Below are 23,858 nucleotides of genomic sequence, written 5' to 3'. Positions count from 1 at the left end.
GCTCTGAACCGACGCTGCTGCGGAATTCGCAACCCGCAGCGAATCCGCCGATTCTGTCAGGGCACCATAATAATATCCGAAAATGCACCAGCCACCCGATATTGATACGTCTTACGATGCATCGAGGTTACCACATAGCCGGATCGCTGCAAAAGTCACAGCATCAAATGGCCGGGATACACAGGCGAACGACGCAAGGCAGCACGCTTTGCCCGCGCACCCTCGCTGCACAGCGCCGCTCACGATGCCTCTTTAAAAATGAAACGGACTGGCCTATATTCATTTTGCCGTCGCAAGACGGATATGACGATAAACGGCCATCGCAATAAACCATTCGGACCCGGGGGCGGTACCCGGCGCCTCCACCCAAGATCAGCAGCCATGCTGGTTTTCGGCGGGGGCGAAACAGGATCGACGAGGGTGTAAAAGGTGTGCTTTCGTTCGGCATGATACCGCCGTTATCGGGTCAATCCAATAGTTGCCAATGACAACTATGCTCCGGTTGCTGTCGCCGCGTAATGCGGTTCTGGTAATCGATTCAAAGCCCCTGCGGTTAGCCCCGTAGGGCGGGGTTCGGAGGCACCTGGCAACAGAAGCCTCCACTTTCAACACCCCCTTCCCGCGAGTTTTTATCCGTTTCATGCAGTTTGTGCATGCGGCGGCGATTGTTCTGTGGCCGGCTGCGTGTGTTGCGGGCCAGATGTATCATATTCGCCCGCCTCGTCAGTTTCCGCACATGCGTTGTCGCTGGGGGCTTGCGCTTTGCACAAAAAGTCTGGCATCAAGACTCAGGTGGCGGCCACGAAGGGCGCCGGTACATTTTCGGGCGCCGGGTTATGGCTAAGGACTTCATTCGTTACGATCTCCACGTTCAGGACGCCTTGCGCGGCGTTGTTCGCCAGGTTCTGTCAGACGTCGTGCGGGATGGCCTGCCGGGAGAGCACCACTTCTACATCACCTTCCGCACCCAACATCCGGGTGTGCGGCTCTCGAACCGCATGCGCACGGAATATCCGGACGAGATGACCATCGTTCTCCAGCACCAGTTCTGGGATCTGACGGTGACCGATCAGGCGTTCGAGGTGGGGCTGTCGTTCAAGGGTATTCCGGAGAAGCTGGTTGTGCCGTTCGAGGCGCTGACGGGCTTTTTCGACCGCTCGGTGGATTTCGGGCTGCGATTCGAATCGGATATCGACCTCGACGAGGAAGAGGATGCCGATGACAGCTTCGACGGTGAGGACACCTCCTCTTCCGGGCAGGTGACGCAGGGAGCGTTTCCGCGTCGCATCTTCGAGGTCAAGGGCAATGAGGGCGACGTTGCTCCCGCTCCGGCCGCAAGCCACGAAGCCGTAGACGAGAAATCGGCGGACGATACTGCCGCGTTGGCCGGTGATGATGCCGGGGAATCGGCGAAAACCGACGCTGACGATGATGCCGCCCCAAGTCAGGATGACAATCCGGATGACGACACTGGCGGCCGGGTCGTTCGGCTCGACGCTTTCCGTAAAAAGAACACCTGAGACCGCATTGCGCAGGTTGCGCGGCTTGCTGACAGATTTGCCATTCTGTCACCTTTATCCGCGTAATCTCGACGCATGGTCCTGAAAGGCTCTTGGCGCAGAGGTCTGAGTCTGGCTATACCACGGCAACGATGGGCCGGGATGCGTCGGCTTATCGCGTGTTTGTTGTGACGATGCGCTTTCGGAACGTGGGACGAAACCCGTTCGCGGAACCGCCCAAGCCCTTGCGAGGAACGCCTGATGTCCCAGACCCGTACCGAAACCGATTCCTTTGGTCCCATCGAGGTTTCCGCTGACCGCTATTGGGGCGCGCAGTCCCAGCGTTCGCTTCAGAACTTCCGCATCGGCATAGAGAAGATCCCGCTGCCGCTGGTGCATGCGCTGGCGCTGGTCAAGCGCGCGGCTGCGCTGGTCAACAAGGATCTTGGTGTCCTCGACCCCAAGGTTGCGGACGCAGTCACCACAGCGGCGCAGGAAGTCATCGACGGCAAGTATGACGATCACTTCCCGCTGGCTGTGTGGCAGACGGGTTCCGGCACCCAGTCCAACATGAACGCCAACGAAGTGATCGCTAACCGCGCCAACGAGTTGCTCGGTGCGCCGCTCGGCTCCAAGACGCCGGTTCACCCGAACGACCATGTCAACCGGGGCCAGTCTTCGAACGACACATTCCCGACGGCCATCCACATCGCCGCCGTTCTCGACGTCACAAGCCGTCTGCTGCCCGCGCTTGAGCATCTGCACAAGGCGCTGCTGGCCAAGTCGGAAGAGTTCAAGGACATCGTCAAGATCGGCCGCACGCACCTTCAGGATGCGACGCCCGTGACACTGGGGCAGGAGTTCTCCGGTTACGCGGCGCAGATCGCCACCGGCATCGAACATGTCAAGACATCCCTCGCCTCGCTTTATCCCCTGGCACAGGGCGGCACCGCCGTCGGTACGGGCCTCAACGCCCATCCTGAATTTGCAGAGCGCTTTGCTGCCAAGGTCGCTGAGATCACCGGCCAGCCGTTTGTGACTGCTCCGAACAAGTTCGAAGCGCTGGCCAGCAACGATGCCATGGTGTTCGCGCACGGCGCGCTGGTGAGCGTGGCGACGGCCCTGTTCAAGATCGCCAACGACATCCGCCTTCTCGGCTCGGGCCCCCGCTCCGGCCTTGGCGAACTGTCGCTGCCTGAGAACGAGCCCGGTTCGTCGATCATGCCCGGCAAGGTCAACCCGACCCAGTCGGAAGCCGTCACCATGCTGGTTGCGCAGGTCGTCGGCAACGGCACGACCGTCTCGTTCGCCGGCAGCCAGGGCCACCTCGAACTGAACGTGTTCAAGCCGGTCATCGCCTATGCATTCCTGCAGTCCGTGCGCCTGCTCGCCGATGGCGCCGTCAGCTTCACCGATAACTGCGTTGTCGGCATCAAGCCGAACCAGGAGCGGATTACCGAGTTGCTGCAGCGCTCGCTGATGCTGGTTACGGCTCTGGCGCCGAAGATCGGCTATGACGCCGCGGCGGATATCGCCAAGGCTGCTCATAAGAACGGCACCACCCTGCGCGAGGAAGCCCTGAAGTCCGGCAAGGTGACGGCTGAGGAATTCGACCTCGTCGTGCGCCCGCAGGACATGCTGGCACCGCACTGAGCGAACTCTCCTAAGAGCGGGCTATTCCGGTGGCCGAAATCATTAATCTGCGCCGCGCCCGCAAGGCGCGCGCCAGAACCGAAAAAGAAGCGCAGGCGGCCGAAAACCGCTTGCGCTTCGGCGTTTCTGCATTACAGCGCCGCACTGATGCCGATGAGCGCGACAAGGCCAAACGGCATCTTGACGGCCATCGCCGCAGTGATGAAACTGCTGAAGGCGATAAAGGCACCCCTGATGACTGAAGCGGTCGTCAAGCGTTCGGTCATGATCGCAGGACACCGCACGAGCGTATCGCTCGAACAACCCTTCTGGGATGCGCTGCGCGAGATTGCCGATATGCGGGATATGTCCGTCGCCAGTCTCATTGCCGAAGTCGATACGGCGCGCGGCGACAGCAATCTGTCATCCGCCATCCGCGTTTTCGCACTGGAGCATTTCCGCCGCGCGGCCTCACCCGTATCGGGCGAGTGAAAGGTCCGCTACGTCGATATCCGGCGTTTTTCCGGTCACGATATCGGCAATCGCTCGGCCAGAGCCGCACGCCATCGTCCAGCCCAGCGTGCCATGCCCGGTGTTGATATAGAGATTGTCGACACGCGTGCGGCCAACGATCGGTGTGCTGTCCGGCGTCATCGGCCTCAGGCCAGACCAAAGCTGCGCCCCGGCAGGATCGCCGCCACGCGGAAACAGATCGTGAAGCACCAGCGACAGTGTGCCCTTTCGCTCCGGATGCAGACGAAGACGATACCCGGAAACCTCGGCCATGCCGCCAACACGGATGCGATCACCAAGACGCGTGATGGCGACCTTGTAAGATTCATCGAGCACGGTTGAGACGGGCGCGGCAGCCGGATCGGTGACATCAACGGTGATCGAATAGCCTTTAACCGGGTACACCGGCACGTTCAGCCCGAGCGGCTTGAGGACGTGCGGCGAGAAACTGCCCAGCGCAACAACAACGGCATCGGCCTTGACCTTGCCGTCGCTGGTCCGGACGCCGGTGACCTTGCCGCCCGAGGCATCGATCCCCCGCACGTCGATCCCATACCGGAAAGTCACGCCGGCTGTGGCGGCGAGCGCCGCCAGATTGCCGGTAAACTTGAAGCAGTCCCCCGTTTCGTCATAAGGCAGGCGCAAGCCACCCACGACCTTATGCCGCGCGTAAGCGAGGCCGGGCTCCGCGGCGACGCATTCGGCATGAGCCAGCAGTTCGTGCGCCACGCCGTAATGCTTCAGCACTGCCACATCCGTGGCCACCATGTCGAGCTGCTCCTGCGTGCGGAAAAGCTGCAAGGTACCCTGCGAGCGCTCGTCGTAGGCGATGCCGGTTTCGGCGCGCAGCGCCTGGAGACAGCCACGGCTGTATTCGGCAATGCGCACCATGCGCGCCTTGTTCGTCGCGTAACGCGCGGGCGTGCAATTGCGCAGCATCTGCGTCAGCCACACCAGCATGGCTGGATCGGCCCGGGGCCGGACGATCAGCGGCGAGTGCTCCGTAAAGAGCCACTTCAGCGCTTTCAGCGGAATGCCCGGCGCAGCCCATGGGGAAGCATACCCCGGCGACACTTGCCCAGCATTGGCGAAGCTCGTTTCCAGCCCCGGACCCTGTTGCCGCTCGATGACCGTGACGTCACAGCCCGCTTTCGCAAGATACCAGGCAGAGGTCACACCGATGACCCCCGCGCCCAGAACGACGACCTTCATGATGAATAATCTTTCCCGGTTCGACCAGTATCGTCTTTACCCGCCCAAATATTCCCGTCTGTAGCGGCTTCCGAGCGATGTCAGCACTTCATATCCTATCGTGCCGGCAGCATCCGCTACGTCATCGACATCTTGATGAATGCCTATCAACTCCACGGGGGTATCGGGGGCGAGACGCTCCTCGGCGATATCCGTCGCGTCGACGCAGATGCTATCCATCGAGACCCGTCCCAATATCGGCAGCCGGTCATCGCCCAGCCATACCGCGCCCTTGCCGCTGAGACTGCGCAACCAGCCATCGGCATAGCCGACGGAAAGCGTCGCGACACGGGTGGGCCGCGTCGCCGTTGCCGTATAGCCGTACCCCACGTGCGTACCAGCCGGAATCCAGCGCGTCTGGATGATGCGACCGAAAAGGCTGGCGACGCCCCGCAGCGGGTTGTCGCCGCCGGGCAGCGGGTTAATGCCGTACAAGGCCGCGCCGGGGCGCACGAGATCGAAATGATAATCGGCGCCGAGGAAAATGCCGGACGAGTTGGCGAAGCAACTCCGGCTCCGCGCCAACGCCGGATGCTGGGCAAGAAGCGCCCGCGCCGTGCGGAAATTCGCCAATTGCCCGGTGGAAGCCGGATTACGCGGTTCGTCGGCGCAGGCAAGATGGCTCATGACGAAATGCACATCGAGCCCGGTGAAGGCATCGGCATCCCCGGCCACCGCCTTGACATTCTCCGGCGGCAGGCCCAGCCGGGACATTCCGGTATCCACCTGAACGGCTGCCGGCAGCACGCGGCCAGATTGCGCAGCCTTGCCGCGCCATACCGCAAGCTGATCGACGGAATTAAGCACCGGCACCACCGCTTTGCCCGCAACCACGAGGCGCGCCGCTTCTTCGGCACCGTTCCGCGTGAGACCGTTCAGAACATATGTCGTCGCATCATCCGGCAGATGCGGCAGCAGGGCCAGCGCTTCATCAAGATGGGCCACGAAGAAATGACGGCAGCCCTCGGCTGCAAGCACCGGCACCACTTTTGCAGCGCCCAGTCCATAGGCATCCGCCTTGACAACGCCGCCGCAGGCCGCGCCCTGCAGAAGGCCGCGCAGCAGGCGATAGTTGAATCTCACCGCATCGAGATCAATAACCAGCAGCCCAGCGGATGGGGCAGCCGATAAAAAAACAGCCAGTTCACGAGAAGAAACCATGATCGGTATCGCATCCACCACCCGCCAGTCGGCGCGGCAAAATTATTCAGACCACGTTATGTCGCATCGAAACGTTACGATGGTCCAAAAGCGCAATGCCAGTCGACAGCATATCGGCACGGAGGTTACACCCCCGGCATCGACAACGCCCATTGTATCGACGCCCTTCGTGCCTGTTTATCGGCCATCGAGGAATAATTGATAGGCAGGGTTCTGCGTTTCCTCCCAGAAGGGATAGCCGAGTTCATTGAGGAAGCCCTCAAAACTGGCGCGGTGCTCCTCCGCCACCTGAAGCCCCGCCAGCACACGGCCAAAATCCGTGCCGTGATTGCGGTAGTGGAACATCGAGATGTTCCAGTCCGAGCGCAGCAGCTCAAGGAATCGCAGCAACGCGCCCGGTCGCTCGGGAAACTCGAAGCGATACACCAGTTCGTTTTCCGCCGAGGCAGCGCGGCCGCCGACCATATGCCGCACATGCAGCTTGGCCAGTTCATTGTCGGAGAGGTCGACCACGGGATAATCCTGCTCGCGCAACATGGCGATGATGCGTTCTTTCTCGCGCTCACCCTCCGAAAGCTGCACGCCGACAAAGATGTGCGCGTCCGTACCCGATGCGTAACGGTAGTTGAATTCCGTGATCTGGCGCTGGCCGAGAAGGCGGATGAACTGGCGGTAGCTGCCCGGTTTCTCCGGGATGGTGACAGCAAGCAGCGCTTCGGAGCGCTCGCCGATCTGCGCCCGCTCCGCCACGTGCTGGAGACGGTCGAAATTCAGGTTCGCTCCGGAATTGATAGCGATGAGCGGCCCGTTGCCCTGTGCGGTTTCGCGATAGCGCTTGAGGCCCGCAAGGGCCAGCGCGCCGGCAGGTTCGGCCACGGCACGGGTATCGTCGAAGATGTCCTTGATCGCCGCACAGATTTCATCGCCCGAAACGGTGATGACATCGTCGAGCAGCTCGCGGCAGAGCCGGAAGGTTTCCTCGCCCGCCTGCGCCACGGCCACGCCATCGGCGAACAGCCCGACATGGGACAGCACGACCCGCTCATCAGCCTCGATCGCCGACTTCATGCTGGCCGCATCGTCAGGCTCCACACCGATGACTTTGACATCGGGACGCAGGAACTTGATGTAGACCGCGATGCCGGACGCCAATCCGCCGCCGCCGATGGGCACGAAAACGGCCTCCAGCGGGCCGGGATGCTGGCGCAACAGTTCCACCGCCACCGTGCCCTGCCCGGCGATGACATCGGGGTCGTCATAAGGATGGACGAAGACGAGGCCCTGCTCTTTCTCAAGCACTGCGGCGTGGCGGCGAGCGTCGTCGAAGGCATCGCCGTGCAGCACCACCTCGCCGCCGAGATTGCGCACGGCAGCGACCTTGATCCCCGGCGTGGTGCGCGGCATGACGATGACAGCGCGGATGCCGAGACGTTGCGTGGCCAGCGCCACGCCCTGGGCGTGGTTGCCGGCGGAGGCGCAGATGACGCCCCGCGCCCGCTCTTCCGGCGTGAGGCGGGCAATCTTGTTATAGGCCCCGCGCAGCTTGAAAGAGTAGACGGGCTGGAGATCCTCGCGCTTCAGAAACACGGGAGCGTTCAATCGCTGCGACAGGCGCTTCATCGGATCGAGCGGCGATTCGATAGCCACGTCATAGACCGATGATGTCAGTATCCGCCTGATGTAATTCTGATTTTCCGACATTTCCCGCCTGCGTCCATCCTCATCCGCCAGGCCGACCTTGCCCGTGCGGGTCCATGGCGGTCAGGCATAGCGCACCTTGCCGCACGGGGAAAGGCAAAGCACGCATGGCTGCCATATGGATGCACAATGTCGCAAGCGCCGGCTCACGGCAGGAACTTGATACATCGGAAAAAGGTTCTCCGGACCCGAAAAGCCCGGGGAACGAGGCGAGCACAACCCTCGGCATGGAAGAGCCGCCGCTCCCCACGAACCAGATCAGAGCGAGCAGGATCAACACTTTCAGCGTTATCCGACAGCTACAGGCAAGCTATGCATACGATTATTATGCAACCTGTTCGCCCGTGACAGAGCCGGCAGCATCAGCCGTGTCCTCGCTGTCGCGTGCGAGCGTTTACCGGCTGCGCAGGGGCCAGTGCCGGATATAAGCCGCGGGGTGCTCGATGATCGGACAGTGGCTTTTCCACATCGCCGGGTGGGGGTGCGGTATGAGCGGCGCGGGGCGGTTGCGGCATTCGTGGGATAGGAGCAGGTGGACTTCTGGATAGCCGACACGCTGACGCTGCCATTTCGTCCCCGGATGTCTGGCCGGGTGGTGGCGATAAAGGTCGGCGATTGCGTCGCTGACCCCGCCGCGCTTGTGCGGGAGGTCAAGCAGACGCCGCGACCGGGAGGGCAGTTCGCGGTGGCGATGCCCTTTGATGAGCAAGCCACGCGACGGCGACCACGGTGTGGCTTGCGGATGCCGAGACGGCGACAGGCGTCGTGGACCAGGCTGACCGGGCCGGCGGAAACCGGCAGCGGAGTAGCCGGACTCCCTTGGCCGGGGAGTTGAAATAAGAAATCCAGCCCCATGACCGGGCGACGGTGCGGTATAAAAACGAGTTCGTCATTCTTCCGGAAACAAGTTGGACTGAAAATGAATATACAGAAATAGTTAAATTATACGACAATAATGCGCTTCGAACCAGAGAAATCTTAATCTTCAATATTAAAATAAAAATTTTTCTCGCAAAACATTTAAACGGAGACTTGTATTATGGCAAGAGTAAAAACTCACGAACTATCTGCTATTATGAACACTCTTAATGAAAAACTTAGAGGAAAGTTGTCAGAGCACATTAAAACACCAAATCATCATGCAAATACAAGTATAACTTCTAATTATGATATAATATATGGCCTTATTAATCGAGAAGATGTCCTAAAACTTGCTGCATGCCTTGCAGTAATAAATGATAATAAAACCGGAAGAACAGATCTTCAATCGGCGATTTTCAAAGGGGGGGGGGCTATTAACTTTTCTGAGTGCATAAGTGACATTACTGGAGCGCTTAACCAGTCAAATACAAAAGTCACTACAAAAACAGTAAGTATTGCCGCTCAAAGAATTGAAGATATTGGTCAAATAAAAGAAATTATTAAAGATATAAAGACAAAGGCCGGGGATGCCATAAAAAAAACGGACCCTCTGGCTTGTAAATTGTTTGATACTTTTTTGGCCGTGGCATTGCAGTCTGTTCCATTCGTAGGCAACGCCCTTTCATCTATTTCAAAAACCGGCATTGCAAACACAATTTTGGCCGCCGGTGTAACAATGGCCAAGACGTCAGCGGGAAACGCCATAAACCAGAACAGACATCCGGACGCAATAGCTAATAGCGCTAATCTGTCTTTTGGCTTTCAGGGATATACGGCCGGCCAAAGGCTTGTTGGAGAAGTAAGAGAAGGACAGAATGTTGGTAATGACCTTCAATGGCAGCTTGCTGGAAATGCGGCTAGAGCAGGCATAGATTTGGCAGAAGCGGTAGTTCGAGAGGGAGCTAGTGAAGTCTTTGAAGAAGGTGGGACCATTCGAACAGCTCTTACAACACCCCTCAATACCGCAGCACTTTATAAATTTATTTCAGACCGCACAGAGAAAAAACTTGGCGTTGCAGTTTCTGCTGCTGTTAATGATGAAGAGTTTTTCAAAAAGATTCTTTTAAACGGCCAATATAATACATTTATGCAAACTCAAAATAACACAGGTCAATTCAAAAAGGATTTATTTAATTTTCAAACGAGAGGAATAGACCGTTCAAAGCTTGAGGAAGCTGCCGCTCCTGTGGAGGATGCATTCAAAGAAACATTCAGTGCAAAATCAGGTGCTACCATAGAAAAATGCCTTGGAGCATTCTCAAAAAAGATGGTTGCTTATAGAAACTTTGTAACAGTATGTATTGACTCAAATTTTGTTTCGGCTATGAGTGGATCCATCAGTGCATGCAAGATTGAGGCACGTAATATTGGAAAGTTTGATTTATTAAATAATGACATTAATGCGGCAGCATTCATTATAATGGCAGCATATCTATACAAAAAAGTTCAAAGCGACACCAATCTACAACAATTTATTATAAAGAAGCGCACGGAAGATAATGCTGTAGATAATGCAATTCTATCCAGCCTTCACCTATCAAATCAAAGTCAAAATTCTCCTCTAAGAATATCAAGGCTCAACTCTACCGAGACTGACGATCAACTCAGCGCCAGAAGAAAAAGCTTTGTCGATTTAAAAAACACATTGAATAATGCAAAAGGAACCGGAAACCAAGACATAGATATTAATAACATTATTAATGAAATGACAATCCGTGAAACAAAAATATCAAGCCTTTTAGGACGAAGAGCTGAAATTGAACTTGAAAATAAGCGGGAATCTAAGAGATCTACACTTGATAATGCTGCTTATCGCGCAATGAAACCTAGCTTTCTTGCGCAACCATCAGGGGATGATTCTGGAAATACAATTTCTTGGCATGAATTGTCCAGTAAATCAGTGGGCTTTATTCATGACGCGAAAGAGGCGGTGCTTAATGAAATTTCGCTAACATTTCCTCAGATGGCAGCAGCACAAGTATCCGAAGCGTTGAGCACATTGGTAGCAGCCAATATAATCATCAGTAACGTTCATTCCGCAATAGCCGCCAATGCAACAATACACATCGATCCTGGAGCAGCAATTCTTCTTTCAGAAATCAAGATGTCAAGTACGGCACTTCGTGCAGGGGAAAAGCCTATTCGTGGATTTGTCAAGCTTTATAGTAAAACTTTCGGTATAATTTCAGACTCTAAAAAAGATAATTTGGTAAAATCCAACGTCTATGCCAATGCTAAGGTTAAGAATGAAGCTAACGCAACTGGTGCTAAGGGCGAGCTGGAACTTCACTCACTTCGGTTTCCAAAAGGGACAGGGATTAATGGGTTAGGTGGCGCCAGCGTGCGCGAGGTTACGCGTTTGTATATGTTCGCGTGCACCGTTATTGCCTATGCAGATATTGGATCGATTGTGCTAGGACTTGCTAAGTGGGAGGATATCAGACAATTTTTGAACCAAGCCATCAAGGAAATAAATGAACTCACCGCTAACATAAGCGATGAGGATCTGAAAGAAATTTCAAGTAAAGAGAGAGAAATAAAAAATTACAATAAGGAAAACAATGCAGAAGATGCTAAAAAGAAATCAGAAGAAAAAGCGAAACAAGCTAAGCTTGATATAATTAAATTGAAAAAAGCCAACAATGAATCCTTGACCCTCAGGGAGGGCTGGAGAGATACAAGAAGCAAAATTAAAGGATTGTTTGGAGGTAAAAAGTAAAATTATTTTAATGTATATATTTCTACAACAATTTGCGTTCAAGTCGATGAACCGACTTGAACGCAAACTGCTATAATAAGTGCCTGTTGCCGCGTTCAGGCAGACGCGCGCCGCGCGGCCACTGTCAGCCCGAGCGCAAGCAGCGAAACAGCCAGCATAACGGCCGGGTAGCGAAACGGATCAGCAAAATCGCAACGATCGGTTCAGAAACGGCGTGGCATAATGAAACCAGCCCGGAAGGCCTTGCTGCCGCCGCAACAGCCCGCGCCCGCGAATCTGCCCGTCTCAACATAAAACACGGCACCTGTTCGCATTTCACGACAAAGCCCGGCGCGTCAACGTCCCGGAATTCGCAGTAGGTGACCGGCGATGCAAGCAATGCGTTCGGAGCGCTCATCCGCGAGAGAGCCCCCCGTGAAAGCGGAAAATGCCGGCAGAATAATCTGCCCGGCCTCCAGGACGAACGCCGGGTGACGCCCCGGCAGGCCCGGCGCGCGCGTGACCGGATGCAGATGCCCGCATATCCGCATCGGCCCGTCCGGCTCACCTTCGGCGGGCGCATGAACCAGTACGAAAGGCTCCTCCGCGACCGAGCCGGAAAAACATGGAATGTCGAGCCCAAGCCCCGGCATTGCCCGGTCGTGATTACCCAGCACGAGCCGGATATCAAGCTCTGCGTGCATCGCGCGGAAAGCCAGCCATTGTTCGCGCCATGAACCATCCTTACGAGACCCGTGCAGAAAATCGCCGAGTATCCAGAGGCGTCGGATGTCCGTCTGCCGTATGAGCGCGGTGAGCCGGCTGAGGTCATGTTCGCTGCCGCCGGTGGGAACCGGGATGCCGGCGGCGCGCAGGCTGTCTCCCTTGCCAAGATGCAGATCCGCGATGAACAGGCTATGGCGCACTGGCCACCATGCGGCGCGGTCAGCATGCAGCAGCAGCGTCTCGCCGGCGACATCGATTGCAACTGTGTCATCCATATCGGCGCTCCAGCCGTTCGGCGGCGCGGCGCACGCGCGTCGTCCAGTCCTCTGTGCTGAGTTGTCCCCGGATGGCCTCCGTCCACAGAGGGAACGACAGCGGTGTCAGCGTCGCAGGGCGGTGAAGGTCGATGCGTTTATCGCGGCAGCGGACGAGTGTCGCCGCCAGTCGCCGCACGTCGAGACCGGATTCGAACACCTCCCGCTCCGCCTGCGCCAGCAAAATGTGGCCGGGGTCATACCGCTTGAGCACATCGAACAGCAGTCCGCTGGAAGCCTGCAACTGCCGCACGGAACGCGCGGCGCGCCCCGGCAGAGACGGCGGTAACAGCCCGGCGACGCGCGCTATATCGCGAAATTGCCGGCGGCTCAATTCGCCCAGATTCAGGCTTTCGCGCAGATCCCCGACAAGGTCTCCCTCAGCGAACAGCGTGGAAAGAGTATCGGCATCGATGTCGATCGCCGCTTCGGCTTTCAGCACCAGGCCGTAATCGTTGACGGCATAGGAAAAGCTGTTGGGCGCCACCCGCCCCCAGCGCAGCGCCAGCAGCGCGGCCAGCCCCTCATGGGTGGCGCGGCCGGCAAAGGGATAGAGAAACAGATGCCGCCCTTCCCGCATGGCGAGAAACTCTGCCAGCAGCGTCTCCGGGCCGGGCAGCGCGGACAGCTTGCGGTGCAGGTCCAGCAGGGGCGCAAGCCGCTTCATCTCCGGGCTGTCTTGCGGACCGGAGAGAACCGCCTCCACCTCAGCGCCAAGCTCCGTGGACAGCGGCATGCGCCCGCCCTGCCAATGCGGCACCCCGGCGGCCCGACGCCCGGCTGCGCGCACATAGGCCGTCATGGTATCCATGCGGACGAATTCGAGCGCGCGCCCGGCGAAGTGGAAATGGTCTCCCGGCCGCATGCGGCTGATGAAACCTTCCTCCACGGACCCCAGCGTGCCGCCGCGCAGATATTGCACCCTTACCGAACCATCGGAGGTGATCGTGCCGACGGAGAGGCGATGACGCCGGGCGATCTGGGCATCCGTCACGCGGAATATGCCTTGCGCATCCTGCTCCACGCGCCTGAAATCCGGATAGTTTTCAAGCGCCGCCCCGCCCCGCACAATGAAAGCCAGCACCGTCTGCCACTGCTCCGCCGACAATGCGGCGAAGGCATGCGTGCCGCGCACCTCCGCGAACAGCGTTTCAGCGTCAAAGCCCCCGCCCAGCGCCAGCGTGACGCAGTGCTGGGCCAGCACATCGAGAGACAGGCGCGGCGGCTCCCGTGCCTCGATCCGCCCGGCGGCCAACGCGCGCCGCACGGCGGCGTATTCGGCCAGTTCGAGGGCATGGGTAGGAACGCAGATGATGTGGCCGCTCTCCCCGGGCCGGTGCCGCGCGCGCCCTGCCCTTTGCAACAGCCGCGCCATGCCTTTCGGGCTTCCGAGTTGGAGCACCTGATCGACGGTGGGGAAATCGACACCAAGATCCAGACTGGATGTCGCGACCACGCAGCGGACGGTTCCATCACGCAGGCCCTGCTCTGCGGCGGCCCGCAACTCCGGATCGAGCGAGCCGTGGTGAAGTGCAAGCGTCGACGGATCGTCCAGCCATACGGATTCCAGCGCTCTATGCCACAGTTCTGCCTGTGCGCGGGTATTGGTGAAAAACAGCGTGGTGCGGGCGTTCTTGAGCACGTCCATTACCCGCCCGATCTGCGACAGGCCCAGATGCCCCGCCCACGGAAAGCGCTCACCGGGCGCCGGCAGCAGGGTTTCCAGCTTCAATGGCCGCGTCCTGCCAGCGCGCACGATCGGCGCGTCCGGATCATGCGGCAGCAGAACGTCGCGCGCTTCCTCCAGATTGCCCAACGTGGCCGACAGACCCCAGATGCGGGCGCCGGGCGCGAGCGCGCGAAGCCGCGCCAGACCAAGTTGCAGCAGAACGCCGCGCTTGCTGCCGAGCAATTCATGCCATTCGTCGACGACGATACCGTCGAGGCCGGAAAACCGCTCCGCCATATCGGCGTGGGAGAGCAGTAGCGCCAGCGATTCCGGCGTGGTGACCAGCACCTCTGCCGCGCCCTGCCGTGCAAGGCGGCGGTCGCGGGCCGAAGCATCGCCTGTGCGCATCGCCACCGTCCACGGCAGATCCAGCGCGGCGATGGGTTCGCGCAGAGCCCGCACTGTGTCCGCGGCAAGGGCACGCAGCGGCGTGATCCACAACAACCGCAGACGTGACGACGGGCGAGCGGGCGCGCCGGAGCCGAGAGCGCCCAGCAGCGTGCCGCCAAAGGCCGCCAGCGTCTTGCCGCTGCCTGTGGGCGTCACCAGCAGCCCGGAGCGGCCTTCGATCCAATGCCGCCAGACCTTGCGCTGGAACGGCGCGGGTTTCCAGCCACGGCTCTCGAACCAGGATGTGAGCGGTGCGTCGAAACGGCCGCGCGTCACCGTGTCAGGGCTTTCAGGGTATCGAGCTGGTCGGCCTCGTGCGGCGGCTTGTCCTTCCGCCAGCGCAGAATACGCGGAAACCTGACCGCAACGCCGGATTTGTGCCGCTTCGACAGATTAACCGCCTCAAAAGCCAGTTCGAAGACTTGCTCGGCGGCAACCGAGCGTACGGGGCCGAAACGCTCGCGCGTGTGCTGGCGGATCCAACGGTCGAGTTCGAGGATTTCCGCGTCCGACAACCCGGAATAAGCCTTGGCGACTGGCACCAGCGCCTCGCCGTCCCACACGCCGAACGTGTAGTCAGTGTGCAGCGTGCTGCGCCGGCCATGCCCCGCCTGCGCATAGATCAGCACCGCGTCGATGGTGAGTGGATCGACCTTCCATTTCCACCAGTCGCCCCGCTTCCGGCCGTGCTGATAAACGGACGAGCGGCGTTTCAGCATCAGCCCTTCCACGCCCCGCGCCCGCGCTTCGTGGCGCAGCATCGCGGCATCGGCCCAATCCTGCGCCACGACCTCCGGAGACAGCGCGATGCGCCGGTCATCCAGCCGCCCGACAAGCCCGGCCACGTGTGCACGGCGCTCCGCCAGCGGCAGCCGCCGCATATCTTCGCCGGCCAGTTCGAGCAGATCGTAGACGAGCAGACGCGCGGGAGTCTGTGCAAGGGTTTTCGCGCCCGGTTTCAACCTCTGGATGCGGGTTTGCAGAGCAGTGAAGGGCTGAGGCGCGTCGCCGTCGGTCCAGACCAGCAATTCACCGTCGATTACGGCATCTTCGGGCAGCGCCTGCGCCGCCGCCTCGATTTCCGGGAAACGTCCATCGAGACGTTCCTCACCTCGCGACCACAAGGCGACTTCGCCGTTGCGGCGGATGAGTTGCAGGCGGATGCCGTCCCATTTCCATTCCAGCAGCCACTCGCGGATATCCCCCAGCGCATCGGCGGGCTGTTCCAGCGGCGATGCGAGGAAGAACGGAAATGGCGATGCGGTATCGCCCGGCTGGGCGTCCGGCGACAGCAGACCTGCGAGGAAATCCGGCGACGGTGTCCACGCACCCAGCATGCGCTGGGCGATGAGCGCGATGTCCACGCCGGATAATTCCGCCAGTGCCTGCTGCACCAACCCTCGGGATACGCCAACGCGCAGTGCGCCGGTCAGCAGCTTGTTGAACAGAAAACGCTCCGCGAACGGCAGCGTATACCAGGCCTCCACGACGACGTCGCGCCGCTCCAGCTCAGAGCTGTTGGCAACGGGCAGCAGACGGCTCTCGATCCAGTCCGCGAGGGACATCTCTTCAGCGGCTTCATGCGGATCGTCCAGCAGCAGCGCGAGCGTTTCAGCAAGGTCACCGACCTGATCGTAGCTGGCATCCACCAGCCAGTCCGGTGTGCCGCTTACCTCTGCGATCCACGTGCGCAATTCGCGGCTGCCAGCCAAGCGCGCACGCGCCCCGCCGATCTTGTTGCCGGCCAGAAGCCACAGCGCCCAGGCGGCATCACGGGCCGGGGCCTCACGAAAATAGGCGACCAGCGCGGCTCGTTTGTCCAGCGTTGCGGTGCTGCGGTCGAGACGTTGATAGAGGGTGGCGAAGCGCTTCAAGTTTCCTCGCCTCCAAATTCGGTGCGGAATGCGCCCGCATCCACGCCCATGTCACGCAACACGCGCACCAGCGCATCGGTGTCGCCGTGGGTGGCAATGATCCGCCGTGCGCCGGTTTCCTGCACGGTGCGCAGAAGGTCCGGCCAATCCGCATGATCCGAGATGACGAACCCGCGATCGTAGTTGCGCCGCCGCCGGTTGCCGCGTATGCGCATCCAGCCGGATGCGAACCCCTGCTGCGCACGCCGGAACCGCCTCAGCCACGGCGAGCCCGCTGCCGACGGCGGGGCGATCACCAGCCGGCCGGCAAAGCTCTCATCCTTCGCCGCATCGGCGACACGGCGGGTCGGGGCCAGTTGCGCACCCGCAGCGCGGTAAATGTCGACGCCGGGGTCCATTGCCCCATGCAGCCAGACCGGCTGATCGTCCAGCGCGCCGATTTCCGCGAGCAGCCGCTGCGCCTTGCCGAGCGCATAACAATAGACGATGGCGGCCTCGCCCCCGGCGGCGCACTCGTCACGCCATTCCAGTATGTCGCGCGCCACCTCGGCGGTATCGGGCCAGCGATAGATCGGCAGGCCGAATGTCGCCTCGGTGATGAACACGTCGCAGGGCACGACTTCGAACGGCTCGCAGGTCGGATCGGGCTGGCGCTTGTAGTCGCCGCCCGCGACCCAGACCTCGCCGTCCACCTCGATCCTGACCTGCGCGGAGCCGAGAACATGCCCCGCCGGGTGCAGCGACACCCGCGCCGCGCCCAGCGTAAACGCCTCGCCATAAGGATGGGCGTGATAATCCTGCTGCCCCAGACGCCACAGCAGAATCGGCAACCCGGATTCCGTCACGTGATAGGTGCCCATGCCGGAGCGCGCATGATCGCTGTGCCCATGCGTGATGACGGCACGGGGAACGGGCCGCCACGGATCGATGTGGAAATCGCCCGCCGGGCAATAAAGCCCCTCCGGGCGAAGCTGGACAAGGTCAGCGTGCATCAGCCGTATTTTCTGTTGCCATCCTGATCGGTATATATGCCGTGCAGCACAGTGTCGAAATGCGCGTCGATCATCGCCGAGCAGTTGCAGGACTTGTTTTTGAGGGCTGTCGCATCCTCTATGACAAAAACGCCGCGACGGGTGGAGATGATCCCCTCTTCCCTCAGCGAGCGCGCGACCCGCGTTACGAACGTGCGCCCGACCCCCAGCATCTCGGCCAGTTGTTCATGCGTCAGCGCGAACTCACGGCTGCCTGTCCGCGCGGCCGCAGCCAGCAGCCATTTGGCCGTCCGCTGCACGATGGTATGGGTTGCGTTGCATGCGGCTGTCTGAAACGTCTGCGCGATAAGACAATCCGAATAACGTGAGAACCAGTGTCGAAGGGCCACCGACTCCGTTTTGGCATGTTCCAGCGCGGACGTGCGAACCCGCAGGAAGAGGCCGCCGATTCGCACCTGCGCGGTCGCGAAAGCGGGGACGTTGCCGTTCGATACGATACCCCCGACAGCGCCCTCGCGGCCGATAATCGCCACCTCGACGGAGCCGTTGTCATCGTCGACCCAGACCTGAAATCCCGCAAGGGATTGTTCGCACGGAAACCACGTATCGACAACTTCATCACCAGCTTTCTGAATAATATCGCCGGCTTTGAGATAATAGGGATTCAGGTGCGGAATCAGGCGTTTCCTGTCCTCTTCCCGCAATTTCGCAAGCAATTCGTTCTTTAACAGGTCAGCAGGAGACAGCACCGTTGCCCTCCATCTGTTGCAGAGTTGGGCCAAGATGGTTTTTCAGTCCACTAGTGTACGGACATAATAAGGTCATTACGTTACTCATGAACATAGACCATGCCAATGGCTCCGGAAGCAGGCTTCCAGAGCGATTGCGGTCTCGTCGCGATCAACCCGGTTCGTTACCGGATCGGCAAAACATCCGTGCCAATCGGCACGGTCTGAGCAGGTTTCCATCGATATGTCCTCGTGCGATCCCGTCGACCTCTCCAATTGCGACAGAGAGCCGATCCATATCCCCGGCAGTATTCAGCCGCATGGCGCCATGCTGGTCTGTAATCGTGCCGGTGACAGGCTGCTCTACGCCTCACGTAACACCGCGGACATAACGGGCTATGAGGGCGATTTGATCCATGGCACCGTCATTTCTGATATTCTCGGTCAACAGGCCGCTCACGATCTGCGCAACGCCGCCGCGAAAGCAAGCCGCCCCGGCGCTGCCGGCGTGGTTCTGGGCATTGTTTTCCCAGGTGTTTCAGGTTCCTTAGACGCCACGATCCACAGGCACGACGACAAGACCTTCATCGAGATCGAACCCTGCGTCGATGACGGACGAAGCGCGCGGAATGCGCTCGATCTGACGCGCGAGCTGATTCAGCGCATCTCGCTGGAGCAGGATCTCGACGCGATGGCACGCGCCGGCGCGCGGTTGGCCCGTGCCATGCTCGGTTATGACCGCGTCATGGTTTACCGCTTCCTCCACAACGGCGCGGGCCGGGTCATCGCCGAGGCGAAAGCGCCGCACCTTGGCAGCTTCATGGGCCAGCACTTTCCGGCCTCCGACATTCCGGCGCAGGCGCGCAGGCTGTATCTCGTCAATCCCATCCGTATGATTTCGGATGCTGGATACGAGCCAATTCCGCTTGCCCCGCCGTTGAATGCGGGCGAGAAGCCAGTCGATATGTCATTCGCGCAGCTGCGCAGCGTTTCGCCTATCCATTGCGAGTATCTGCGCAACATGGGTGTGGCGGCATCCCTGTCGATTTCCATCATCGTCGACGGGCAGCTGTGGGGCCTGATCGCCTGCCACCATGACAGCCCCAAAGTCACGCCGATGCCGCTGCGCATCGCGGCGGAGCTTTTCGGGCATTATTTCTCCCTCCAGATCGGTGCGGCCGAGCGGCGGGCATCCATGCTCGCGGCAGCCGACGCCCGCGCCCAGCTGGACGCCATCGTTTCCGGCCTCAGCGTCGAAGGCGCGATCATCGAGCGGCTGGCGGAGCATCTGCCCGCTTTCGCCAGGCTGATCGAATGCAATGGCGTGGCGCTGTGGATGGACAACATCTGGTATGGCCTGGGCGCGACACCCGACCGGGAATACGCGCGCGATCTCGTCCATGCCGCCCGGGGTGAGGAACGGCGGGCCATCTGGGCGACGCAGGAGATCCGTGCGAGTTTTCCCCTTCCCGATACCGGGATCGCGGGCGTGCTCGCTATTCCGCTGTCGCTGACTTTCGACGATTACCTGTTTTTCTTCCGCAATGAAGAAGCCCACACCGTGAAATGGGCTGGCGAGCCTTCAAAAACACCCGACAAGGACGGTCGCCTGACGCCGCGCGGCAGTTTCGAGACGTGGCGTGAGGACGTAAAAGGCCGGTCCATGCCGTGGACTGCCGCAGATCTTTCCGTTGCGGAAGCGGTGCGCACTTATCTGCGTGACGTCATCCTGAAGCAGAATGAGCTTTCGGCCGAGGAGCGCGCGCGCACCGAGCAACGCCGTCGCATCCTGAACGACGAGCTGAACCACCGCGTCAAGAACATCATCTCGCTGGTCAAGTCCATCGCCCTGCAAACCGGCGCTGCGGCAGCCACGGTGTCGGACTATACGGCGTCGCTGGAAGGCCGGTTGCTTGCGCTCGCCAACGCGCACGACCAGTCTTTGGGCGGTGGCGGCGGCGGCAGCATCGCCTCCCTTATCGATACGGAAGCGAATTTCCATCGCCATGAGGGATCGCCGGAGCGGATCACGATCAGTGGCCCCGGGGTACTTCTGGACAACCGTGCGTTCGGTGTGCTGTCGCTTGTCATCCACGAGATGATCACCAACGCAGCGAAATATGGCGCCCTGTCGACACCCGGAGGCCAGTTGGCCATTAGCTGGCGATTGAAGGACGACGGCGATCTTGAGCTGAACTGGAGCGAGAGCGGCGGCCCGCCGGTGGCGACGCCCAAGCGTGTGGGCTTTGGCACGCGCCTCATTCGCAGTTCCATCGAGTATGATCTGCGCGGCACGGCGGACCTGTCGTTCCCGCCAAGCGGCCTCGTGGCCCGCTTCGTCATTCCGGCAGCCCATATCGAAGTGGGGGAACCGTCGCCGGTCGAGGCTGTACATACGCCGTCCGTCAAGGGATCGCTGGAGGGCCTGTCGATTCTCGTGGTGGAAGATCAGGGCCTTATCGCGATGGACGCGGAAGAAACCCTGCGCAAGCTGGGCGCGGGCGACGTGCGTCTGGCCGCCACCATCGGCGAGGCCGAGAAGGTGCTCGACGGTTTCAATCCGGATATCGCCGTACTGGACTTCAACCTCGGCGCGGACACCTCAGAAACGGTGGCGGATACGTTGCTGGAGCGCGGCATTCCACTTGTCTTCATGACGGGATACAGCGATACGCTCAATATTCCCGAGCGTTTTCGCGGTATTCCGATGGTGCGCAAGCCCGTCAACCCGGAATCGATCGCCAAGCAAATCCTGCATGTACTCAGCGGCGGCTCCGAGATCATCGGAGCCGAATAAAGCACAATTGACGCTCAGGCAAAGACCGCCTGGGCGTGACGCCATACGCGGTCGAATGCTTCCTGCGCCTGCTGCGCCGTGCGGGCGTCCTCTTCAGGCGTCAGCTCGACCGTGTCGAGCGCCGCGGTGAATGCGCGCCAATGTGCGGCCGGGCCTTCGCCTGCGGGCGCAAGGTGGCGGGCGCCGTGATCGTCGGACAGGCCGAGCCCGACCGCCATCTTGCGCAGAATCGCCGCACCCATGTTGGAGCCCTCGGCAACGTACAGCCACCCCAACGCTGCCGGCACATCAACCGTATCCGCCGTAAATGCAGGCGGCGTGTCGAGTGCGGGTGGTGCTATGTCGAGATCGCCAAGATCGGCGATGATGACGGGCAGCCGTCGCCTGACAGCAAGATCGGGCAATAATGCGCGCAATCTTTCGTCGTCGTAGAGGGCGTCGATATCGCGATGGAAGCGATACTGCATGTCGAGAAAATGTGTGTAACCCTCGATATTGTCGAACGGCGCCCACGCCATGATCGCGTTGTCGAGCTTTTCATGCACATCCCGCGTCAGCGCTTTCAGGCGCAGGGACCGGGGGCTGGTATGGTCGAACGATGACAAGGCGGACACTGACGTCATGAAAACGATACTCCTGCCGAAGAACAACCTTGGCAGCTCAAGTGTTTTCCGCTCGACTGGAATCATCCCACTCAACGGAATTAGCTCAAAGTATGGCCAAGGCTGAGCCATCCACCCTGATTCGGTTGGCTATACTCATATTATCATGCCGAAATCGGAACTTATCATTCTTTAGCGGGTTGAGGAAATGGGCACCTGGCCCGAATTTTTCCTCGAACTCCAGAGTCCAGTCATGTTCGTGATGCACATCGCGCTTGGGGGATGCCTCAAAGCGCCGCCGGTCAACTATGGCCTGACCGAAGATACAGGCGGACATATCGCATATGTTCTGGGAGCCGCAGCGGCGCAAGCTGCGCGCGAGGATGTGGAACGGGTGGAGATCGTAACCCGCGCCTTCGACGATCCGCGCCTTGGGGCCGTTCACGCGGCAGAACTGGAAGCGGTTTCGCCCGGCGTGGTCATTCGCCGCCTGCGCACGGCCACCACGGCGTATCTGTCGAAAGACGAACTACACGCGGACGTGCCGGCTTTGGTGGAAGCGTTTCTGGCGCATCTTGCGAGCCGCAAGCGCCTGCCGAACGTCATTCACGCCCATTTTGCCGATGCCGCCCGCCTCGCGCATGCCGCGCAACGCCGGTTTGGCATTCCGTTCATCTATACGCCTCATTCTCTGGGAAGCGACAAGCGCGCTGCCAGCGACGCCGCCCCTGCCCTGCGCACGCGCATCGACAACGAACGCACCGCCATCATGACAGCGGACGCGCTTATCGTATCCTCCCGCGACGAGGCGGAACGCCAGTTGGCGGCTTACGGCTGCGACGCCGAAGGGCGGACATGCCGCATCAACCCCGGTGTGACCCTGCCCGCAACCTCGGGAACGGCAGAAGCGGAAGCCCTGCTTTCCGAGCACCTGACGCGACCGGAGCTGCCTTTCATCCTTGCCATCGCAAGGCCGGTGCGCAAAAAGAATCTGGAGGGCCTGCTCGCGGCATACGCGGCCTCTCCGGCCTTGCAGGACAAGGCCAATCTGGTCATTCTCGCCGGGCAGGATATAGGCCTCACACCAGCAGACGCCGAGCAGAACGAGGTGCGCGCCGCCCTGCGCGACTTGGTCGCAACAGCTGGTCTTGAGGGCAAAGTGGCCCTGCCCGCCCGTCACGCGCCGGAGCTGGTTCCGCAGCTTTACCGTGTGGCGGCACGGCAGGGCGGCGTGTTCGCCAACCCGGCCTTTCACGAACCTTTCGGACTGACGCTCATCGAAGCAGCCCAGTTCGGCCTGCCGGTGGTGGCAACGCAATACGGCGGCCCCAGCGACATCCTGCGCACGCTTGGCCACGGGCTGAGCGTCGACCCGCATGATCGTGACGGCATCGCAGCAGCGTGCGAGCGCTTGATCGATGACAGCGACCTGTGGCACCGCCACTCCGCCAACGCCCTGAAAGGTGCCAGCGTGTTCTCGTGGCAGGACTGGGCGGCGGAAGCCACCGAAATTGCTGCGGATCTGCGCCGCCCGGTCGTGTCATTTCCGGAGCAACCGAGCCGTTTCTTCGTTTTCGACATCGACAACACCCTGACGGGCTGCCGTCGCGGCGCGAAAGACTTTGCACTCTGGGCACGCGGACACGGTGATGGATATGCGGTCGCCACCGGCAGGTCTCTGGCGGAAGCGCGGCGCATTCTACGCGAGTGGAAGCTGCCGGAGCCGCGCGTGTTCATCACCTCCGTCGGCTCGGAAATCTGGCGGCGGCGCATCGACGGCCGGCTCACCCTGTGCCGCGCCTACGCACGCAAGATTTCGCCCGGTTGGGAGCCGGAGCGCATCGCAAGAGTTCTGGCACGGGCGGGCGCAGTCCCGCAGGATCACCACGAACAACGGCAGTGGAAGCTGAGTTACGTTGGCGACACCATGGAAGGACGGCGCGTTGAGCAGATCCTGCTGCGCGCCGGCGTTGTGGCGCGCGTGATCGCCTCGCATGGCCGCTTTATCGATGTGCTCCCGGTGCGTGCAGGAAAATGGGGCGCCACCTCGTTCGAGCTTTCGCGCCTTGGCCTCAGCGTGGCGGACTGCGTGGCGGCTGGAGACAGTGGCAATGACGCGGATCTTCTGGCAGCGTCAGGTTCTGCAATCGTCGTGTCCAATGCCCGGCCAGAGCTGGTGCTCTCGGATCGCCCTGGCCTCTACCGCGCCAGCGCCCGCTACGCCAGCGGCGTGATGGAAGGGTTGCGCGGGCTTGGCCTTGCAGATGCCCCGGCACGCGGGCATGAGGCTCCCGTGCAGGCACAACCGACCCTCGTGGCGGCGGAGTAGCAGG

16 protein-coding genes and 1 other RNA gene are annotated in these 23,858 nt (G+C 60.5%); 8 read left to right on the top strand and 9 right to left on the bottom strand.

Going from position 1 to position 23,858, the window contains the following annotated elements; translation table 11 throughout:
• The first annotated feature begins 247 nt into the window (after positions 1-247).
• The 5 genes from ssrA (at position 248) to FHS81_RS02915 (ending at position 3,623) form a co-directional block, all read left to right on the top strand.
• Positions 248-604, top strand: a transfer-messenger RNA (tmRNA) gene (ssrA, locus tag FHS81_RS02935).
• Between the two features lie 232 nt (positions 605-836).
• Complete coding sequence (locus FHS81_RS02930; RefSeq protein WP_183750509.1) at positions 837-1,520, top strand: SspB family protein; 684 nt, start codon at positions 837-839, stop codon at positions 1,518-1,520.
• A gap of 240 nt (positions 1,521-1,760) precedes the next feature.
• Positions 1,761-3,152, top strand: coding sequence for a class II fumarate hydratase (fumC, locus tag FHS81_RS02925; protein ID WP_183750508.1), 1,392 nt, complete (start codon positions 1,761-1,763; stop codon positions 3,150-3,152).
• Between the two features lie 29 nt (positions 3,153-3,181).
• A complete protein-coding gene (locus FHS81_RS02920; protein WP_183750507.1) occupies positions 3,182-3,394 on the top strand; it encodes a DUF4169 family protein in 213 nt (70 codons plus the stop codon).
• Positions 3,387-3,623, top strand: a complete 237-nt coding sequence (locus FHS81_RS02915) for a ribbon-helix-helix domain-containing protein (RefSeq protein ID WP_183750506.1) — start codon at positions 3,387-3,389, stop codon at positions 3,621-3,623. The genes FHS81_RS02920 and FHS81_RS02915 overlap by 8 nt, the downstream gene beginning before the upstream one ends.
• On the opposite strand, the gene FHS81_RS02910 is transcribed toward FHS81_RS02915, so the two are convergent.
• The 3 genes from FHS81_RS02910 to ilvA form a co-directional block, all read right to left on the bottom strand.
• On the bottom strand, positions 3,603-4,856 hold the full coding sequence (locus tag FHS81_RS02910; protein ID WP_183750505.1) for a D-amino acid dehydrogenase: 1,254 nt from the start codon (positions 4,854-4,856) through the stop codon (positions 3,603-3,605). The two genes, FHS81_RS02915 and FHS81_RS02910, sit on opposite strands and share 21 nt — an antisense overlap.
• Positions 4,857-4,892: 36 nt before the next feature.
• Positions 4,893-6,056, bottom strand: a complete 1,164-nt coding sequence (alr, locus tag FHS81_RS02905; RefSeq protein WP_183750504.1) for an alanine racemase — start codon at positions 6,054-6,056, stop codon at positions 4,893-4,895.
• A 177-nt stretch (positions 6,057-6,233) separates the two neighbouring features.
• Positions 6,234-7,757 (bottom strand): threonine ammonia-lyase, biosynthetic, encoded by a 1,524-nt coding sequence (gene ilvA / locus FHS81_RS02900; RefSeq protein WP_183750503.1) that lies wholly within the window; start codon positions 7,755-7,757, stop codon positions 6,234-6,236.
• A gap of 1,036 nt (positions 7,758-8,793) precedes the next feature.
• Between ilvA and FHS81_RS02895 the strand changes: the two genes are divergently transcribed.
• Complete coding sequence (locus tag FHS81_RS02895) at positions 8,794-11,394, top strand: hypothetical protein (RefSeq protein WP_183750502.1); 2,601 nt, start codon at positions 8,794-8,796, stop codon at positions 11,392-11,394.
• A gap of 335 nt (positions 11,395-11,729) precedes the next feature.
• Here FHS81_RS02895 and pdeM read toward each other — a convergent pair whose 3' ends face one another.
• From pdeM to FHS81_RS02870, 5 genes are read right to left on the bottom strand one after another with little or no spacing between them, the layout of a single operon-like run.
• Complete coding sequence (gene pdeM, locus FHS81_RS02890) at positions 11,730-12,374, bottom strand: ligase-associated DNA damage response endonuclease PdeM (RefSeq protein WP_183750501.1); 645 nt, start codon at positions 12,372-12,374, stop codon at positions 11,730-11,732.
• The gene (locus tag FHS81_RS02885) at positions 12,367-14,808 is read right to left on the bottom strand and encodes a ligase-associated DNA damage response DEXH box helicase (RefSeq protein ID WP_183750500.1); all 2,442 of its coding nucleotides are present in this window, start codon (positions 14,806-14,808) and stop codon (positions 12,367-12,369) included. Before FHS81_RS02885 ends, pdeM begins: the two co-directional genes overlap by 8 nt.
• On the bottom strand, positions 14,805-16,406 hold the full coding sequence (locus tag FHS81_RS02880) for an ATP-dependent DNA ligase (RefSeq protein WP_183750499.1): 1,602 nt from the start codon (positions 16,404-16,406) through the stop codon (positions 14,805-14,807). Before FHS81_RS02880 ends, FHS81_RS02885 begins: the two co-directional genes overlap by 4 nt.
• On the bottom strand, positions 16,403-17,398 hold the full coding sequence (locus FHS81_RS02875; protein ID WP_183750498.1) for a ligase-associated DNA damage response exonuclease: 996 nt from the start codon (positions 17,396-17,398) through the stop codon (positions 16,403-16,405). The genes FHS81_RS02880 and FHS81_RS02875 overlap by 4 nt, the downstream gene beginning before the upstream one ends.
• Entirely contained in the window at positions 17,398-18,147 is a 750-nt protein-coding gene (locus tag FHS81_RS02870) for a helix-turn-helix domain-containing protein (RefSeq protein WP_183750497.1), read from the bottom strand. Before FHS81_RS02870 ends, FHS81_RS02875 begins: the two co-directional genes overlap by 1 nt.
• A 223-nt stretch (positions 18,148-18,370) precedes the next feature.
• Between FHS81_RS02870 and FHS81_RS02865 the strand changes: the two genes are divergently transcribed.
• Entirely contained in the window at positions 18,371-20,923 is a 2,553-nt protein-coding gene (locus tag FHS81_RS02865) for an HWE histidine kinase domain-containing protein (RefSeq protein ID WP_183750496.1), read from the top strand.
• A gap of 14 nt (positions 20,924-20,937) precedes the next feature.
• Here the strand turns inward: FHS81_RS02865 and FHS81_RS02860 are convergent, their stop codons facing one another.
• Positions 20,938-21,546 (bottom strand): biliverdin-producing heme oxygenase, encoded by a 609-nt coding sequence (locus FHS81_RS02860; protein ID WP_183750495.1) that lies wholly within the window; start codon positions 21,544-21,546, stop codon positions 20,938-20,940.
• A gap of 187 nt (positions 21,547-21,733) precedes the next feature.
• On the opposite strand from FHS81_RS02860, the gene FHS81_RS02855 reads away from it, so the two are divergent.
• A complete protein-coding gene (locus tag FHS81_RS02855; RefSeq protein ID WP_210281501.1) occupies positions 21,734-23,854 on the top strand; it encodes an HAD family hydrolase in 2,121 nt (706 codons plus the stop codon).
• The last annotated feature ends 4 nt before the right edge of the window (positions 23,855-23,858 follow it).

It is taken from the genome of Pseudochelatococcus contaminans (assembly GCF_014195635.1).
GTDB lineage: Bacteria > Pseudomonadota > Alphaproteobacteria > Rhizobiales > Beijerinckiaceae > Pseudochelatococcus > Pseudochelatococcus contaminans.
The sequence above is the reverse complement of the archived record's forward strand: the minus strand, read 5'-3'. Positions and strand labels throughout refer to the sequence as shown.

Coding starts and splice junctions, on each gene's coding strand:
- FHS81_RS02930 (WP_183750509.1), top strand. CDS start 837: ATGGCTAAGGACTTCATTCGTTACGATCTCCACGTTCAGGACGCCTTG.
- fumC (WP_183750508.1), top strand. CDS start 1,761: ATGTCCCAGACCCGTACCGAAACCGATTCCTTTGGTCCCATCGAGGTT.
- FHS81_RS02915 (WP_183750506.1), top strand. CDS start 3,387: ATGACTGAAGCGGTCGTCAAGCGTTCGGTCATGATCGCAGGACACCGC.
- FHS81_RS02910 (WP_183750505.1), bottom strand. CDS start 4,856: ATGAAGGTCGTCGTTCTGGGCGCGGGGGTCATCGGTGTGACCTCTGCC.
- alr (WP_183750504.1), bottom strand. CDS start 6,056: ATGGTTTCTTCTCGTGAACTGGCTGTTTTTTTATCGGCTGCCCCATCC.
- ilvA (WP_183750503.1), bottom strand. CDS start 7,757: ATGTCGGAAAATCAGAATTACATCAGGCGGATACTGACATCATCGGTC.
- FHS81_RS02895 (WP_183750502.1), top strand. CDS start 8,794: ATGGCAAGAGTAAAAACTCACGAACTATCTGCTATTATGAACACTCTT.
- pdeM (WP_183750501.1), bottom strand. CDS start 12,374: ATGGATGACACAGTTGCAATCGATGTCGCCGGCGAGACGCTGCTGCTG.
- FHS81_RS02875 (WP_183750498.1), bottom strand. CDS start 17,398: ATGCACGCTGACCTTGTCCAGCTTCGCCCGGAGGGGCTTTATTGCCCG.
- FHS81_RS02865 (WP_183750496.1), top strand. CDS start 18,371: ATGTCCTCGTGCGATCCCGTCGACCTCTCCAATTGCGACAGAGAGCCG.
- FHS81_RS02860 (WP_183750495.1), bottom strand. CDS start 21,546: ATGACGTCAGTGTCCGCCTTGTCATCGTTCGACCATACCAGCCCCCGG.
- FHS81_RS02855 (WP_210281501.1), top strand. CDS start 21,734: ATGGGCACCTGGCCCGAATTTTTCCTCGAACTCCAGAGTCCAGTCATG.